This window comes from Micromonospora sp. IBSANI012 (genome assembly GCF_052814045.1).
The window spans coordinates 2,687,126-2,700,786 of sequence record NZ_CP199933.1; the positions used below are offsets into that span (position 1 = coordinate 2,687,126).

The following is a 13,661-nucleotide window of genomic DNA, read 5'->3' on the forward strand; positions in this document are numbered from 1 at the left end:
CACAATGGGCGGGGTGGACGACAAGAGCCTGACCGAGAACAGCGCCGCCACCAACCGGACGAGCCTGTGGGGCGGCCGGTTCGCCGGCGGCCCCGCCGAGGCCCTCGCGCGGCTGTCGGTGAGCGTCCAGTTCGACTGGCGCCTCGCCCCGTACGACATCGCCGGCTCCCGGGCGCACGCCCGGGTGCTGGCCGGCGCGGGCCTGCTCGACCCGGAGGAGCTGGGCCGCATCCTGGCCGCGCTGGACGACCTGGAGGCGGCCTGCGCCTCCGGGCAGTTCCGCCCGACCATCGACGACGAGGACGTGCACACCGCCCTGGAGCGCGGCCTGCTGGAGCGGCTCGGCAGCCTCGGCGGCAAGTTGCGCGCCGGGCGGTCCCGTAACGACCAGGTCGCCACCGACCTGCGGCTCTACCTGCGCGACCACGCCCGGGGCGTGGCCGCCCGGCTGGTCGAGCTGGCCGAGGCGCTGGTCGAGCAGGCCGAGCGGCACGTGGACACCGCCGCTCCCGGGATGACCCACCTCCAGCACGCCCAGCCGGTCACCTTCGGGCACTGGCTGCTCGCCCACGTGCAGCCGCTGCTGCGCGACCTGGAGCGGCTGCGCGACTGGGACCACCGGGCCGCGATCAGCCCGCTCGGGGCGGGCGCGCTGGCCGGCTCCGGCCTGCCGCTGGACCCGGTGGCCGTCTCCAAGGAGCTGGGCTTCCGCACGTCCTTCGCCAACTCGATGGACGCCGTCGCCGACCGGGACTTCGTCGCCGAGTTCCTCTTCGTCACCGCGCTGGTCGGGGTGCACCTGTCCCGCCTCGGCGAGGAGGTGGTGCTCTGGACCTCGCACGAGTTCGGCTGGGTGGAGCTCGACGACGCCTTCGCCACCGGGTCGTCGATCATGCCGCAGAAGAAGAACGCGGACATCGCCGAGCTGGCCCGGGGGAAGTCGGGCCGCCTCGTCGGCGGGCTGATGAGCGTGCTCACCATGCTCAAGGGCCTGCCGATGACCTACGACCGGGACATGCAGGAGGACAAGGAGCCAGCCTTCGACGCGGTCGACACCCTGGAACTGCTGCTGCCGGCGCTCGCCGGGATGATCTCCACGATGACGGTACGCGTCGACCGGCTGGTCGCCGCCGCGCCGGTGGGCTTCTCGCTGGCCACCGAGGTGGCCGACTGGCTGGTCCGCAAGGGCGTGCCGTTCCGCGACGCGCACGAGATCACCGGCAAGCTCGTCGCGCTCTGCGTGGCCCGGGACTGCGCGCTGGACGAGGTCTCCGACGACGACCTGGCCACGGTCAGCGAGCACCTGGACCCGAGCGTGCGCGACGTGCTCTCGGTCCGCTCCGCGCTGGCCGCCCGGACCACGCCCGGCTCCACCGGCCCCGGCCCGGTGGCCGATCAGCTCGCCGCCGCCGCGGACAAGCTGGCCGGCTGGCGGGAGTGGGCCAGCGAGCGGGTCGTACCCCGCTGAGGCCGACGGGTCGGCGCGGCGCGACGCCGCGCCGACCCTCACACCGTCGGCCGCTCCCGCTTCGGCAGCTTCGCCACCACCGCCTCGTACGAGCCGTCGACGGCCTCGATCAGCTCGTCGTCCGGGATCGCGCCGGCGAGGCGCAGCGAGTTCCACCCCGACCGCCCGATGTACGCCGACGCCTTCGCGTCCTCCGGGAACCGGTGGATCCACTCGTCGGCGACCTCCCGGTTCGGGCCGCACTTCACGCCGACCCGCGCCTCGCCGTCCGGCGAGCCGAGGAAGGCGAAGATCCGGCTCCCCACCTTCACCACCTCGTCGCCCTCCCAGGGCTGGTCCAGCCGGGCGCCCGGCTTCCCGAGGCAGTACGCCAGCATCTCGTCGCGCGTCATCGCGTCCTCCCGGTGGCAGCGGTCACCGGCACAGTCTCTCCGACCCGTCCAGCCCCGGGGCCCCTCCGCGCCGACCGGGCGGTCCGGAAGCCGGCCCCGGGCGCCGATCGGGCGGTCGGGCAGCCGGCGGCGCCTCGGCGTTGCGGGTGGCCGGTAGGTGCGCGATCGCCGCTCAGTCGGTGCCGGCGGTGCGGGCGGACACCCGCTCGAAGCGCTGCTTGGCGGCCTGCGCGCTGCCCAGCCCAAGCCCGAAGGCGATGGCCTGCCAGGTCATGCCGCGCCCCCGGGCGAGGGTCAGCAGCCCGGCCTCCAGGGTGTCGAGCTCGGCCCGCAGGTGCGGCAGGAGGGTCAAGGCCGCCGTCAGGTCGGCCTCGTCGACCGGCTCCTCGCCGGGCTCCCGCTCCGCCCCGCCGGCGGCGAGGGCGGTCACCAGCGCGACCGCCTCGTACGGATCGGCCAGGTACGGGTTGGTGTGGCGCCGGCGGCGCGCCTCGGTGTCGGCGTGCCGCGCGGTGATGCGTTCCAGCGCGGCGTAGGTGCGGTGGGCGCGGGCGAGCGCCGCGTCGGGGGCGGTGAAGGCGTCGTCGGTCACGCCTCCAGCAGACCCCACCGAGCCCGCCGTGTCAACGAAAGCTTTTCAACAACCCGTTGATGATTGGTCCGGCCCGCTGCACCAGGGCCGCGTACCCGACGCCCAGGGCCAGCGACGCCACCAGGGCGAGCAGCGGCTGGTCGCGCAGGTGCGGGTAGACCTGCCAGTGGGTCAGGTAGATGTACAGGGAGCTGCCCGCCAGCACGCCGGCCACCCGGTTCAGCGGACCGAGGCTCGGCACGGTCGGCAGCCAGACCAGCAGCGCGAATCCGGCCACGATCAACGCCTCCCGCTGCGGCTGGCCGAAGAAGCCCGGCACGGTGGCCGCCGCGGCGGCGGTGACCAGCAGCCGCTGCCGTACCCCGTCGGCCCGGGCCGCCGCCCACCCGAGCGCGAAGAGCCAGAACGCCACGATTGCCGTCGGCAGGTCGTACCGGGCGTCCAGGCCGAACACGTCGTAGCGGCTGAGCAGCCCGAGCCCGGCGAGGGTCAGCGGCAGGCCGAACGGGTGGCGGCGCTCCAGCCGGTCCATCGCCGGCACCGCCAGCAGGACGGCCACCGCGACCAGGATGTAGACCAGCGCCTCGACGAACCAGAAGTGCCACTCGGTGCGCCCGTCGTCCGGGCCGACGAGGCTGTTGAGCAGCAGCAGGTTGCTCCACCGGTACTGGTCGGTGAGCAGCAGCATCGCCGCGATCCAGGCGGTGGTCGGCAGCACGATCCGGGTCAGGGCGGAGCGCACCTGTCGCAGCCGGTCAATCCGTCCGGCGTCGGTGAGCAGGAACCGGGCGAAGTTGAAGCCGGCCACCCCGAGCAGGAGGTGCGCCCCGCCGGTGAGGGTGAACATCGGGATGTGCGAGCCGACGACCAGCACGATCGCCACGGCCCGCAGTGCCACGCTGGTCTCCAGCGCCCGCCGGCGGCGCGGCCGCCCGCCGCGCGGCGCGGGCAGCGCCCCGATCGGCAGGGTGTGCCAGTTCGGCGGCAGTTGCCCGAGCGCCCGCTCCAGGCGGACCGACATCTCGACGTACGACAGCGAGTCGCCGCCCAGGTCGACGAAGCTGTGCTCCGGGGTCACGTCGGTGCGGTCCAGCACCTCGGCGAAGAGCCGGCACAGGTCGTCGTCCGGGGCGGGGGCCGACGGCGCGGGCGGGGCGACCGGTCCGGCCGCCAATTCGCGCAGCGCCGGGTAGTTCACCTTGCCGGTGGCCAGCCGGGGCAGCCGCGGCAGCGCCAGCACCCGCACCGCCCGGGGCGGCAGGGCCAGCTCGCCGGCGACCAGCCGGCGGACCCGTGCCGGGTCCACCTCGCCGGCCACCGCCACCAGCAGTTCGTCGTCCGCGCCCAGGCTGGCCGCGTCCACGTCGTGCGCGGCCAGCAGTGCCTCCACCCGCTGCGGGTCCACCCGCAGGCCGAGGATCTTGGCGAACCGGCTGCGCCGGCCCACCAGCTCGTACAGGCCGTCTGGGCCGCGGCGGGCCAGGTCGCCGGTGTGCAGCTCGGTCACGGTACGCCCCGACGCCAGGTCGGCCGGGCGCTCGGCGTAGCCGAGCATCACGTTCGGGCCGGCGTACACCAGCTCGCCGACGCCGTCCGGCTGCTCCGGCAGCGCAGCGAGCCGGAACTCGCCGCCCGGCACCGGCACGCCGATCGCCTCCGGTCGGCTGGCCGCCAGGTCCGGCGGCAGGTACGCCATCCGGGCCGTCGCCTCGGTCTGCCCGTACATGACGAACAGGTCCCAGCCGCTGCGCCGGCCCAGGTCGGCGAAGCGGACCACCTTCTCCGGCGCCAGCCGGCCGCCGGCGGCGGTCACGTAGCGCAGGTGCGGCAGGTTCATCGCGGCGAAGCCGACCCGGTCCAGCAGGTCGAAGGTGTACGGCACCCCGGCGAAACTGGTGGCCCGGGCCTGGCGGAACAGCTCCCAGAAGCAGTCGTCGGCGACCGAGCGGTCGGTCAGCACCAGCGCGGCGCCCCGGGCCAGGTGACTGTTCACCACCGACAGGCCGTAGCAGTAGTGCAGCGGCAGGCTGGTCGCCGCCCGGTCGGTCTCCCGCACCCCCAGGTACTCGGCGATCGACTCGGCGTTGGCCTGGAGGTTGGTGTGCGACAGCCGGACCAGCTTCGGCGAGCCGGTCGACCCCGACGTGCTCAGCAGCAGTGCCAGGTCGGGGTGCAGCTCGTGCGCCGACCCGATCCGCCGCTCGTGCAGCGTCCACACCCCGCCGACCGGCCCGATCACCACGTCCGGGTCGTACGCCTCGGTCAGCGCCCGCGTCGCCGGGCCGTCGCCGGGCACCAGCAGCACCGGGTGCCCACCGTGCAGGCCGGCCAGGTAGCCCACCAGGGCGTCGACCGTGTTGGCGCCGCTGACGAGGACCAGCCGCCGCCGGGGACCCAGCCGGCGCGCGGTCTCGGCGACCCGGCCGGCGAGCTCGGCGTACGACAGCACGCTGTCGGCGGTGACCACGGCGGGGCGGTCACCGTGGTCGGCCAGGTCGCGGGCGAAGGGCACCGCCCGCACGGCCGGCAGCAGGTCAGGCGGGTGCGTCACGGGGCCACTCTAAGGTGAGGCAACCCTAATCAGAAGGACGGGTGGCGAGACACACTGCTGGGTACCGTGGTCGCGTGACCTCCTCCCGCACCGACCTCTCGCCGCTGGCCGACCTGCTGGCCGGGCCGCTGGTGCCTGCCGCGCGCGGGCTGCTCGGCTGCCGGCTCTCCGCCGGTGGCGTCACCGTCCGGATCACCGAGGTCGAGGCGTACGCGGGGACGGCCGGCGACCCCGCCTCGCACGCGCACCGGGGGCGCACCCCGCGCAACGCGGTCATGTTCGGCCCGGCCGGCCACGCCTACGTCTACTTCACCTACGGCATGCACTGGTGCATGAACGTGGTCACCGGGCCGGACGGCGACGCCGCCGCGGTGCTGCTGCGCGCCGCCGAGGTGGTCGACGGCATCGAGGTGGCCCGCGCCCGCCGTCCGGCCGTACGCCGGGACGTCGACCTGGCGCGTGGCCCGGCGCGGCTCTGCGCGACCCTCGGCATCGACCGCTCGGCGTACGGCCTGGACCTGCTGGGCGACGGCCCGGTCCGGCTGCGGCCGGCGGTGGCGCCGGTGCCGGAGGCGGCGATCACCGCCGGACCCCGGGTCGGGGTGACCGGGGCGCACGACGTGCCCTGGCGGTTCTGGATCACCGGCGACCCGACGGTGAGCAGCTACCGGCGGCACGTCCCGCGCCGTCGGGGTTGAGCTCCCCGGCGTGGCCGGGCGAGTCTGTCGGGGGGTGTGGCCATAATCACGCCACGCGCTCATCGACGGATCGGAGGACGGTCATGCCCACGCTGCTCGCGATCGGCACCGCCAAGGGGCTCTTCCTCGCCACCAGCCCGGGCGGACGCGGCTGGGAGGTGAGCGGCCCGCACTTCCCGATGACCGGGGTCTACGCCGTCGCCGTCGACCCCCGCCCCGGCACGCCCCGGCTGCTCGTCGGGATGACCAGCTCGCACTTCGGGCCGAGCGTCGCCACCAGCGACGACCTCGGTGCCTCCTGGGCCGAGCCGGAGCAGGCGCCGGTGGCCTTCCCGGCCGACACCGGCGCCAGCCTCGGCCGGGTCTGGCAGATCGTCCCTGGCGGCGCGGACGCCCCGGACGTGGTCTGGGCGGGCACCGAGCCCTCGGCGCTGTTCCGCTCCACCGACGGCGGGCGCAGCTTCACGCTGGTCCGCTCGCTCTGGGACCACCCGCACCGGGAGCAGTGGGGCGCCGGCTTCGGCGGCCAGGCGGTGCACACCGTGCTGCCGCACCCGCGCGACCCCGACCGGATCCTGGTCGCGATGTCCACCGGCGGGGTCTACCGCTCCGAGGACGCCGGCCAGAGCTGGTCCCCGGGCAACACCGGCATCCGGGCGTACTTCCTGCCCGACGAGTGGCCCGAGTTCGGCCAGTGTGTGCACAAGGTCGCCCGGGACGCGGGCAACCCGGAGCGGCTCTACGCGCAGAACCACCACGGCGTCTACCGCTCCGACGACGACGGCCGCACCTGGACGTCGATCGCCGCCGGCCTGCCTAGCGACTTCGGCTTCCCGATCGTGGCCCACCCGTCGCGCCCCGGCACGGTCTTCACGTTCCCGCTGGTCGCCGACTCCCAGCGGTACCCGGTCGACCACCGGTGCCGGGTGTTCCGCTCGACCGACGCCGGCGACAAGTGGGAGCCGCTGTCGGTGGGGCTGCCGGACGAGCCGTTCCACCCCTCGGTGCTGCGCGACGCGATGTGCGCCGGCGGGGCGGGCGACGTCTACTTCGGCGCCCGCTCCGGCGAGGTCTACGCCAGCCGCGACGACGGCGACTCCTGGTCGCTGGTCGCCGCCCACCTGCCGGACGTGCTCTGCGTCCGCGCGGCGGAGGTCTGACGATGGTCACCGTGCTGGTGCCGGGTCCGCTGCGAGGCGAGGCCGGCGGCGCGAGCCGGCTCACCGTGGAGGCCGCCGGGTCGGTGGGGGCCGTCCTCGACGCGCTCGCCGACTCCTGGCCCCGGCTGGCCCGCCGGATCCGCGACGAGCGGGGCGAACTGCGCCGGTACGTCAACGTCTACGTCGACGGGGAGGACTGCCGGCACGCCGGGGGAGTGGCCGCGCCGGTCGCCGACGGGGCCGAGGTACAGGTGCTGCCCTCGGTGGCCGGCGGCTGACGCCCGACGGGGCAGCCGCCGCGTTCATGATCCGCTAGCATTCGGCGCTCACCGACGACGGACAGGGGAGCGGCGGCATGGACGCGCACCAGGCGGGTTACCTCGTGGGCCGGCTGGCCTGCCTCGTCGTCCCGCTGCTGCTGATCGTCGGGTTGATCGTGCTCGGCGTGGTCCTGCTGGTCCGCAAGGGCCGCCCGGCCGCGCCGCCGCACCACCCCGGCGGGTTCCACCCGGCGCCGTTCCCCACTCCGCCGTATCCGGCACCGCCGCCGCCCGGCCAGGCCTACCCCGCGCCCGGGCCATCGCGCCCTGCTCACCCAGGGCCGGGGCCGTACGGCGAGGGCTACCCCGTGCCAGGGTCACCGCGCCCGGCTCATCCCGGGCCGGAGCCGCACGGCGAGGGGTACCCGCCGCATGGATGGTCGCCGCCGGGAGATCGTTCGGGGTGAGCGATATGCCTGCCAGGCATATTTGTGCCTCACCGGCATATCGCTCACTGGACCATCGATCAGCCAGGCACTGCGGCTGACATTGCTCACCGCTCGCCGCCGGCCCGCCGCTGGCGCGCTTGCGGTGTGTCGCGGTGACCTCGCCGCCGGAGGGCGCGACACGCCGCAAACGGCGAATCGAGCGGCACGTCCGGTCGAGCGGGCGCCTCTGGCCGGGCGGCGCTGCCGGGTGAGCGGCGCGTCCGGGTGGGGGTCCGGCGGGAGGCGCCGTCGCAGGGGTGACCGGGGCCACCCCGGGACACTTCGGCGATGGAATAGTTGATTCGTCAAATATGTTGTGGGCAGCGTCCGGGTGGCCACCGCGGCCCCGGTCTTCCCACGCGAGGAGCTGGTCATGCAGTTCGGAGTCTTCACCGTCGGTGACGTCACGGTCGACCCGACCAACGGTCGGGAACCGACCGAGCATGAGCGGATCAAGGCGATGGTGGCCATCGCGCTGAAGGCCGAGGAGGTCGGCCTCGACGTCTTCGCCACCGGCGAGCACCACAACCCGCCGTTCGTGCCCTCGTCGCCCACCACCATGCTCGGCTACATCGCGGCACGCACCGAGCGGCTGCTGCTCTCCACCTCGACCACGCTGATCACCACCAACGATCCGGTGAAGATCGCCGAGGACTACGCCATGCTCCAGCACCTGGCCGACGGCCGGGTGGACCTGATGATGGGCCGCGGCAACACCGGTCCGGTCTACCCGTGGTTCGGCCAGGACATCCGCAACGGCATCCCGCTGGCCATCGAGAACTACGACCTGCTGCGCCGGCTCTGGCGCGAGGACGTGGTCGACTGGCAGGGCCGCTTCCGTACCCCGTTGCAGTCGTTCACCTCGACGCCACGCCCGCTCGACGGCGTGCCGCCGTTCGTCTGGCACGGCTCGATCCGTAGCCCGGAGATCGCCGAGCAGGCCGCGTACTACGGCGACGGCTTCTTCGCCAACCACATCTTCTGGCCCAAGGAGCACACCCAGCGGATGGTCGGGCTCTACCGGCAGCGCTTCGCCCACTACGGGCACGGCAGCCCGGAGCAGGCCATCGTCGGCCTCGGCGGGCAGGTCTTCGTCCGGAAGAACTCGCAGGACGCGGTCCGGGAGTTCCGGCCGTACTTCGACAACGCCCCGGTCTACGGGCACGGCCCGTCGCTGGAGGAGTTCAGCCGGGAGACCCCGCTGACCGTGGGCAGCCCGCAGCAGGTCATCGACCGCACGCTGGGTTTCCGCGAGTACGTCGGCGACTACCAGCGGCAGCTGTTCCTCGTCGACCACGCGGGCCTGCCGCTGAAGACCGTCCTGGAGCAGCTCGACATCCTCGGCGAGGAGGTGGTCCCGGTGCTGCGCAAGGAGTTCGACGCGCTGCGCCCCGCCGGTGTGCCCGAGGTGCCCACGCACGCCTCGCTGCTTGCCGCCCGGGACGCCGCCGGCCTGACCGGCGCGGAGACGGCCCGATGACCCGGCGCACCCTGGCCGTGGTCTCGGCCGGTCTCGGCCAGCCCTCCTCGACCCGACTGCTCGCCGACCAGCTCGCCGCGGCCGCCCGCGACGAGCTGGTCCGGCGCGGCCACGAGGTCGAGCTGCGCACCGTCGAGCTGCGCGACCACGCGCACGACGTGGTGAACAACATGCTCACCGGGTTCCCGTCGGCGGCGCTGCGCGAGGCCCTGGACGCAGTGACCGGCGCGGACGGCGTCGTGGCGGTCACGCCGATCTTCAACGCGTCGTACAACGGGCTGTTCAAGTCCTTCTTCGACGTGGTGGAGGCCGGGTCGCTGGTCGACCGGCCGGTGCTGGTCGCCGCGACCGGCGGCACCGCGCGGCACTCGCTCGCCCTGGAGCACGCCGTCCGCCCGATGTTCAGCTACCTGCGGGCCGTGGTCGTCCCGACGGCGGTCTTCGCCGCCCCGGAGGACTGGTCGGGCAGCGCGGCCGACGGCGCGCTGCGCGGCCGGATCCTGCGCGCCGGCGCCGAGCTGGCTGACCAGGTCGAGCGGCGACCGCCGTCGACCGGCCCGGTCGACCCGTTCGCCCTCACCACCGACTTCGCGCAGCTGCTCGGTGGCCGGGACGGCTGAGGGGTCAGTCCGCCCGGTCGTACGGGTGGGCGACCAGCACCGGGCAGTGCGCGTGGTGCACGACCGTCTGGCTGACGGAGCCGAGCAGCAGCCCGGTGAAGCCGCCCCGGCCCCGGGTGCCGATCGCCAGCATCGAGGCCGCGCCGCTCGCCTCGATCAGCCCCTGGGCCGCGCCGGCCGCCCGGACCGGGTGCTCGCGCACCACCAGGTCCGGGTGGTCGGCCCGGACGGCGGCGGACGCTCCGGCGAGCAGCCGCACCGCCTCCGCCTGGTACGCGGCCTGCGACTCCTCGACCTCCTCCGGCACCGGACGGTCCCCGTCCGGCGGACCGACGTGCACCAGCACCAGCGGCACGTCGCGGCGGGCCGCCTCGTCGGCGGCGTACCCGGCGGCCAGCCCGGCGGACTCCGAGCCGTCCACCCCGGCCACCACCGGCCCGTCCACCGGGATCGGCTGCTCGTCGGGGCGGACCACCAGCACCGGGCAGTGCGCGTGCGCGGCGACCTGGGCGCCGACCGAGCCGAGCAGCAGCCCGGCGAAGCCGCCCAGGCCCCGGCTGCCCACCACCACCAGCTCGGCCCGGCGGGACTCCTCGATCAGGGTGGCGCCCGGGCCGCCGGCGACCTGGCGTACCTCGACGGCCAGTCCGGGCCAGCGGTCGGCGAGCTCCGCCGCGGTCCGCTCCAGCATCTTCTCCGACTCCTCGGTGGGTGCCGGCAATCCCAGGTCGTACGGGTTCAGCGGCACGCCGTAGCCGAGCGGGTGCAGGTAGCCGTGCACCAGGCGTAGCGGCCGGGACCGCAGCTGGGCGGCGCGGGCCGCGTGTTCGGCGGCGACCAGGCTGGACGACGATCCGTCGACGCCCGCCACGACCGGTCGGTTCATCAGCACCCCCACGACTCGTCAGCTCATTGTCGACGTACCCGGCGCACGGCACGGGCATTCGGCGCCGACCCGCGAGCCGCCACCGACCGTCAGCGCCCGGGCGGCGGCCGGACGGCGGCGGCCTTTCGGTCGCCGGGCCCGGGACCATCGGCCCTGACGTCGTCGGCCGGCACGGTGTGCAATGGAGTCAGGACACCGAGGTCCCCCGGCCCCGCCGAGGTGAGGAGGACCAGCTGATGACCCCACTGGACATGCTGCGTGAGCACCCGTTCCTGACCGGGCTGCCGCAGGAGTGGCTGCCCCGGCTGACCGGGTACGCCCGACCGGTGGCCTGGCATCCCGGCCACCGGCTCTTCCGCGCCGGCCAGCCGGCGGAGCGGTTCTGGCTGGTCCGGGGCGGCGAGGTGGCGCTGGACTTCCCGGTGCCCGGGCGGGGCGACGTCGGCATCGAGATGATCGGTCCGGGCGGGGTGCTGGGCTGGTCCTGGCTCTTCCCGCCGTACCGCTGGCAGTTCGGCGCGGTCGCCGTGCGGCGCACCACGACGGTGGAGTTCACCGCCGCGGGGGTGCGCCGGTTGATGGACTCCGACGACGCGCTCGGCCGGCAGCTCACCACCCGGTTCATGAGCGTGGTGGTGGACCGGCTCCAGGCGTCCCGGGGACGGCTGCTGGACCTGTACGGCTACCCGACCTCGTCGGCGAGCTGATAGGTCCGCTTGCGCTGCCGGGGGCGTGGCGCGCCGGCCGGCCGCCGCCCGCGCCGCCAGCCGACGAGCGTACGCGCGGCGAGCGCCGCGGCGACGGCCAGCACGACGACCGCGAGTGCCTGACCGAGGAAGGTCCCCACCGCGTACAGCAGCGCCCCGGTCACGGTCGCGCAGACCAGCGTCACCACCGGGGTCACGGTGACGACCGCATCGAGCACCCCGAACTCGAGCCGGCCGCCGTCGGTGGAGGTGTCCACCCCGGTCAGGTACGGCGCGGCCAGCATCTCGAAGGCCGGCAGCTCCTCGGGGGCGAGGCGGGCGACGACGGTACGGGCGAGCGCGGCGGTCCGGTCCACGTCGGCGGGGTCTGGGTGGCATGCCTCATTGATAGCGGGCGGTGACCACCCGTGCCACGGTGGGCACTGTCCGTTATCCGTCGCCGTCCCGCGCCGGGTCGGCGCGCCGGTGCACGATCAACTCGGCCACCTCCAGCCGGTCGATGCGTAGCTCGCGGATCACGGCCCGGCGCACCGCCAGCCGGCCGATCGCCAGCACGCCCAGCGCGGTGGCCGCGCCGGCGAGCGCGGACACCGCCAGCGAGCCGATCGCCGCGGCACCGATCGCCCGGGCGCCCACCGCCAGGGCGCCGGTCGCCACCGTGCCGACCGCGCGCGGACCGGCTACGGCCGATCGACCCCGCGCTCCCGCATGTGCCGATCCTGCGCGCCAACGACCCGCGCCACCCCGTGGCCGCCCACCCGTCCACCGGCCGGGTGACCCCCCGACCGCCGAACGCCCCGAGCCCGAACGGCCCACCCGACGCCGCCGTCACTGCCGCTTCAGCCCCCCGCCCGACGAACGGCCCGCCCACCCCGGACACCAGCTCCGGAATCGGCGGCGCGGCGCCCGCGCAGGCCAGCCCGATCCGGGCGCACTTTCACGGAAAGCGTGGCTATCCGGCCCCGAATAGCCACGCTTTCCGGGAAAGTGCCGCCGACAGCACAGGCGGGCGGGGGAGGCGTCGGCCGGGGCGGACGTATGGCCGGCGGTCGGGGGTTGTCGGAGCGGGTGCGTATCGTCCGGGGGCGTGATGGCCGACCTTCAGCTGCGCCCGGTGTGCGATGACGACCTGCCCGTGATCTTCGGCTACGAGCAGGATCCGCAGGCGAACTGGATGGCCGCCTTCGGCCCCGCCGACCCGACCGACCGGGCGGCCTTCGACGCGCACTGGTCGCGGATCCGGGCCGACCCGCGGATCGTGGTGCGCGCCGCCACCGTCGCCGGCGAGGTGGTGGGGCACGTGGCCGCCTTCCCGGTCCAGGAACGCACCGAGGTCAGCTACTGGATCGATCCGACCCGCTGGGGCCGGGGGTACGCCACCGCCGCGCTCGCCGCGCTGCTGCGCGAGCTGCCGCAGCGGCCGGTGCACGCCCGCGCCGCCAAGGACAACCGCGCCTCCCTCGCCGTGCTGCGCAAGTGCGGCTTCGTCGTGGTCGGCGAGGACTCCGGGTACGCCGCCGGCCGCGGAACCGAGGTCGAGGAGTACGTCCTGGAGCTCCCCGCCTGATGCGTCGTACCGGGCTGTCGTAGGACACTCGGCTTCGATAGCCGCTGGCCGGTGAGCACCCTCCCCGCCGGGGCTTTGAGTCGCGGGATCGCCGTACGGCTGTGGGGTGATCTCCCATGCCCGGTCAATGCTCAGTGGCCGGATCTTCGTCCCCGATAGGTCTCGTTGACCGCCGTGATTTCCAGCTCAACGCGCGCGCGGGCTGGGCGTGAGCTGCCGGCGATGTCGACCACCCGGGGCTGGACGGCGTACTCCAGCCGCAGCCCCCACGTGGCGTCATCTCCGAAACCGGCGACGGAACTGGTCCTGGTCCTCCGGCGCGGTGCTCACCAGGATCTCCCGAACCCGTCATGACGAGTGTGGAGAGCGGATAGTAGATCATCGGCTGGTCGAAGATCGGCATGAGCTGCTTGGACTGCACGGGTGAGCGGCCACAGCCGAGTTCCGGTGCCGCCGGCGAGAAGAATTCCGCGCATGGCGGCAGGCTACCGGTCGCAGGGCGTCACCCGACGGCCGACAACCGAACGATTCTGACGACGCCCGAAAGTCGCGCACGGCCGCCACGGTCGGTTGCTTGCAGCAACTGGATGGACCATTGGGTAACCCCGCATCGGCTGTCCCCCGGGCACCGGGCAGCTAATGCATTGTCGGCAATTGGACTTCTGATCAAAAAAACCGGAAACGACGCTGGCGGACTGATTGGATACTCAACATGCTCTTATCTCAGTCGGTCTCGCGTACGCTTCCCGGGCCAGTTGCATCCTGGATGCGTGGGTCTTCGCGGTCCGGCAC

Annotated in this window: 15 protein-coding genes and 1 pseudogene; 9 read left to right on the plus strand and 7 right to left on the minus strand. The window is 74.3% G+C overall.

Features of this window, described 5'->3' with window-relative positions; all coding sequences use genetic code 11:
* Positions 1 to 4 precede the first annotated feature (4 nt).
* Positions 5 to 1,468, plus strand: coding sequence for an argininosuccinate lyase (gene argH / locus ACTWM8_RS12340; protein ID WP_446214534.1), 1,464 nt, complete (start codon positions 5 to 7; stop codon positions 1,466 to 1,468).
* A gap of 38 nt (positions 1,469 to 1,506) precedes the next feature.
* Here argH and ACTWM8_RS12345 read toward each other — a convergent pair whose 3' ends face one another.
* From ACTWM8_RS12345 to ACTWM8_RS12355, 3 genes are all read right to left on the minus strand, one after another.
* On the minus strand, positions 1,507 to 1,860 hold the full coding sequence (locus tag ACTWM8_RS12345; RefSeq protein WP_446213925.1) for an MmcQ/YjbR family DNA-binding protein: 354 nt from the start codon (positions 1,858 to 1,860) through the stop codon (positions 1,507 to 1,509).
* A gap of 172 nt (positions 1,861 to 2,032) precedes the next feature.
* On the minus strand, positions 2,033 to 2,452 hold the full coding sequence (locus ACTWM8_RS12350; protein WP_377611098.1) for a DNA-binding protein: 420 nt from the start codon (positions 2,450 to 2,452) through the stop codon (positions 2,033 to 2,035).
* A gap of 31 nt (positions 2,453 to 2,483) precedes the next feature.
* Positions 2,484 to 5,003: an AMP-binding protein gene (locus ACTWM8_RS12355; RefSeq protein ID WP_446213926.1), complete on the minus strand. Its 2,520-nt coding sequence runs from the start codon at positions 5,001 to 5,003 to the stop codon at positions 2,484 to 2,486.
* 74 nt (positions 5,004 to 5,077) lie between these two features.
* On the opposite strand from ACTWM8_RS12355, the gene ACTWM8_RS12360 reads away from it, so the two are divergent.
* The 6 genes from ACTWM8_RS12360 to ACTWM8_RS12385 all read left to right on the plus strand — a co-directional run bounded on the left by ACTWM8_RS12360 (position 5,078) and on the right by ACTWM8_RS12385 (position 9,709).
* The gene (locus tag ACTWM8_RS12360; protein WP_446213927.1) at positions 5,078 to 5,701 is read left to right on the plus strand and encodes a DNA-3-methyladenine glycosylase; all 624 of its coding nucleotides are present in this window, start codon (positions 5,078 to 5,080) and stop codon (positions 5,699 to 5,701) included.
* A gap of 83 nt (positions 5,702 to 5,784) precedes the next feature.
* Complete coding sequence (locus tag ACTWM8_RS12365) at positions 5,785 to 6,861, plus strand: WD40/YVTN/BNR-like repeat-containing protein (protein ID WP_446213928.1); 1,077 nt, start codon at positions 5,785 to 5,787, stop codon at positions 6,859 to 6,861.
* A 2-nt stretch (positions 6,862 to 6,863) separates the two neighbouring features.
* Positions 6,864 to 7,139 (plus strand): ubiquitin-like small modifier protein 1, encoded by a 276-nt coding sequence (locus tag ACTWM8_RS12370; RefSeq protein ID WP_088962682.1) that lies wholly within the window; start codon positions 6,864 to 6,866, stop codon positions 7,137 to 7,139.
* Between the two features lie 77 nt (positions 7,140 to 7,216).
* Positions 7,217 to 7,588: a hypothetical protein gene (locus tag ACTWM8_RS12375; protein ID WP_446213929.1), complete on the plus strand. Its 372-nt coding sequence runs from the start codon at positions 7,217 to 7,219 to the stop codon at positions 7,586 to 7,588.
* Between the two features lie 394 nt (positions 7,589 to 7,982).
* On the plus strand, positions 7,983 to 9,089 hold the full coding sequence (locus ACTWM8_RS12380) for an LLM class flavin-dependent oxidoreductase (protein WP_446213930.1): 1,107 nt from the start codon (positions 7,983 to 7,985) through the stop codon (positions 9,087 to 9,089).
* Positions 9,086 to 9,709 carry an FMN reductase gene (locus tag ACTWM8_RS12385; RefSeq protein ID WP_446213931.1) on the plus strand — a complete coding sequence of 208 codons (624 nt, stop codon included), beginning with the start codon at positions 9,086 to 9,088 and terminating at the stop codon, positions 9,707 to 9,709. The genes ACTWM8_RS12380 and ACTWM8_RS12385 overlap by 4 nt, the downstream gene beginning before the upstream one ends.
* Before the next feature lie 4 nt (positions 9,710 to 9,713).
* On the opposite strand, the gene ACTWM8_RS12390 is transcribed toward ACTWM8_RS12385, so the two are convergent.
* Entirely contained in the window at positions 9,714 to 10,601 is an 888-nt protein-coding gene (locus ACTWM8_RS12390) for a universal stress protein (RefSeq protein ID WP_446214535.1), read from the minus strand.
* A 230-nt stretch (positions 10,602 to 10,831) separates the two neighbouring features.
* On the opposite strand from ACTWM8_RS12390, the gene ACTWM8_RS12395 reads away from it, so the two are divergent.
* On the plus strand, positions 10,832 to 11,302 hold the full coding sequence (locus ACTWM8_RS12395) for a cyclic nucleotide-binding domain-containing protein (RefSeq protein ID WP_446213932.1): 471 nt from the start codon (positions 10,832 to 10,834) through the stop codon (positions 11,300 to 11,302).
* Here ACTWM8_RS12395 and ACTWM8_RS12400 read toward each other — a convergent pair.
* Both ACTWM8_RS12400 and ACTWM8_RS12405 read right to left on the minus strand, forming a co-directional pair.
* On the minus strand, positions 11,278 to 11,658 hold the full coding sequence (locus ACTWM8_RS12400; protein ID WP_446213933.1) for a hypothetical protein: 381 nt from the start codon (positions 11,656 to 11,658) through the stop codon (positions 11,278 to 11,280). The two genes, ACTWM8_RS12395 and ACTWM8_RS12400, sit on opposite strands and share 25 nt — an antisense overlap.
* A 73-nt stretch (positions 11,659 to 11,731) precedes the next feature.
* Entirely contained in the window at positions 11,732 to 11,959 is a 228-nt protein-coding gene (locus ACTWM8_RS12405) for a hypothetical protein (protein ID WP_446213934.1), read from the minus strand.
* Between the two features lie 430 nt (positions 11,960 to 12,389).
* Here ACTWM8_RS12405 and ACTWM8_RS12410 point away from each other — a divergent pair, with 430 nt between their 5' ends.
* On the plus strand, positions 12,390 to 12,869 hold the full coding sequence (locus tag ACTWM8_RS12410) for a GNAT family N-acetyltransferase (protein WP_446213935.1): 480 nt from the start codon (positions 12,390 to 12,392) through the stop codon (positions 12,867 to 12,869).
* Positions 12,870 to 13,087: 218 nt separating this feature from the next.
* On the opposite strand, the pseudogene ACTWM8_RS12415 reads toward ACTWM8_RS12410, so the two are convergent.
* Positions 13,088 to 13,345 (minus strand): annotated as a pseudogene (locus ACTWM8_RS12415) (sugar phosphate nucleotidyltransferase); the annotation flags it as partial.
* Positions 13,346 to 13,661: the final 316 nt, after the last annotated feature.

What these genes read in the sequence shown, in the direction of transcription:
- argH (WP_446214534.1), top strand. Translation starts at nt 5, where the DNA reads ATGGGCGGGGTGGACGACAAGAGCCTGACCGAGAACAGCGCCGCCACC.
- ACTWM8_RS12345 (WP_446213925.1), bottom strand. Translation starts at nt 1,860, where the DNA reads ATGACGCGCGACGAGATGCTGGCGTACTGCCTCGGGAAGCCGGGCGCC.
- ACTWM8_RS12365 (WP_446213928.1), top strand. Translation starts at nt 5,785, where the DNA reads ATGCCCACGCTGCTCGCGATCGGCACCGCCAAGGGGCTCTTCCTCGCC.
- ACTWM8_RS12370 (WP_088962682.1), top strand. Translation starts at nt 6,864, where the DNA reads ATGGTCACCGTGCTGGTGCCGGGTCCGCTGCGAGGCGAGGCCGGCGGC.
- ACTWM8_RS12375 (WP_446213929.1), top strand. Translation starts at nt 7,217, where the DNA reads ATGGACGCGCACCAGGCGGGTTACCTCGTGGGCCGGCTGGCCTGCCTC.
- ACTWM8_RS12380 (WP_446213930.1), top strand. Translation starts at nt 7,983, where the DNA reads ATGCAGTTCGGAGTCTTCACCGTCGGTGACGTCACGGTCGACCCGACC.
- ACTWM8_RS12385 (WP_446213931.1), top strand. Translation starts at nt 9,086, where the DNA reads ATGACCCGGCGCACCCTGGCCGTGGTCTCGGCCGGTCTCGGCCAGCCC.
- ACTWM8_RS12395 (WP_446213932.1), top strand. Translation starts at nt 10,832, where the DNA reads ATGACCCCACTGGACATGCTGCGTGAGCACCCGTTCCTGACCGGGCTG.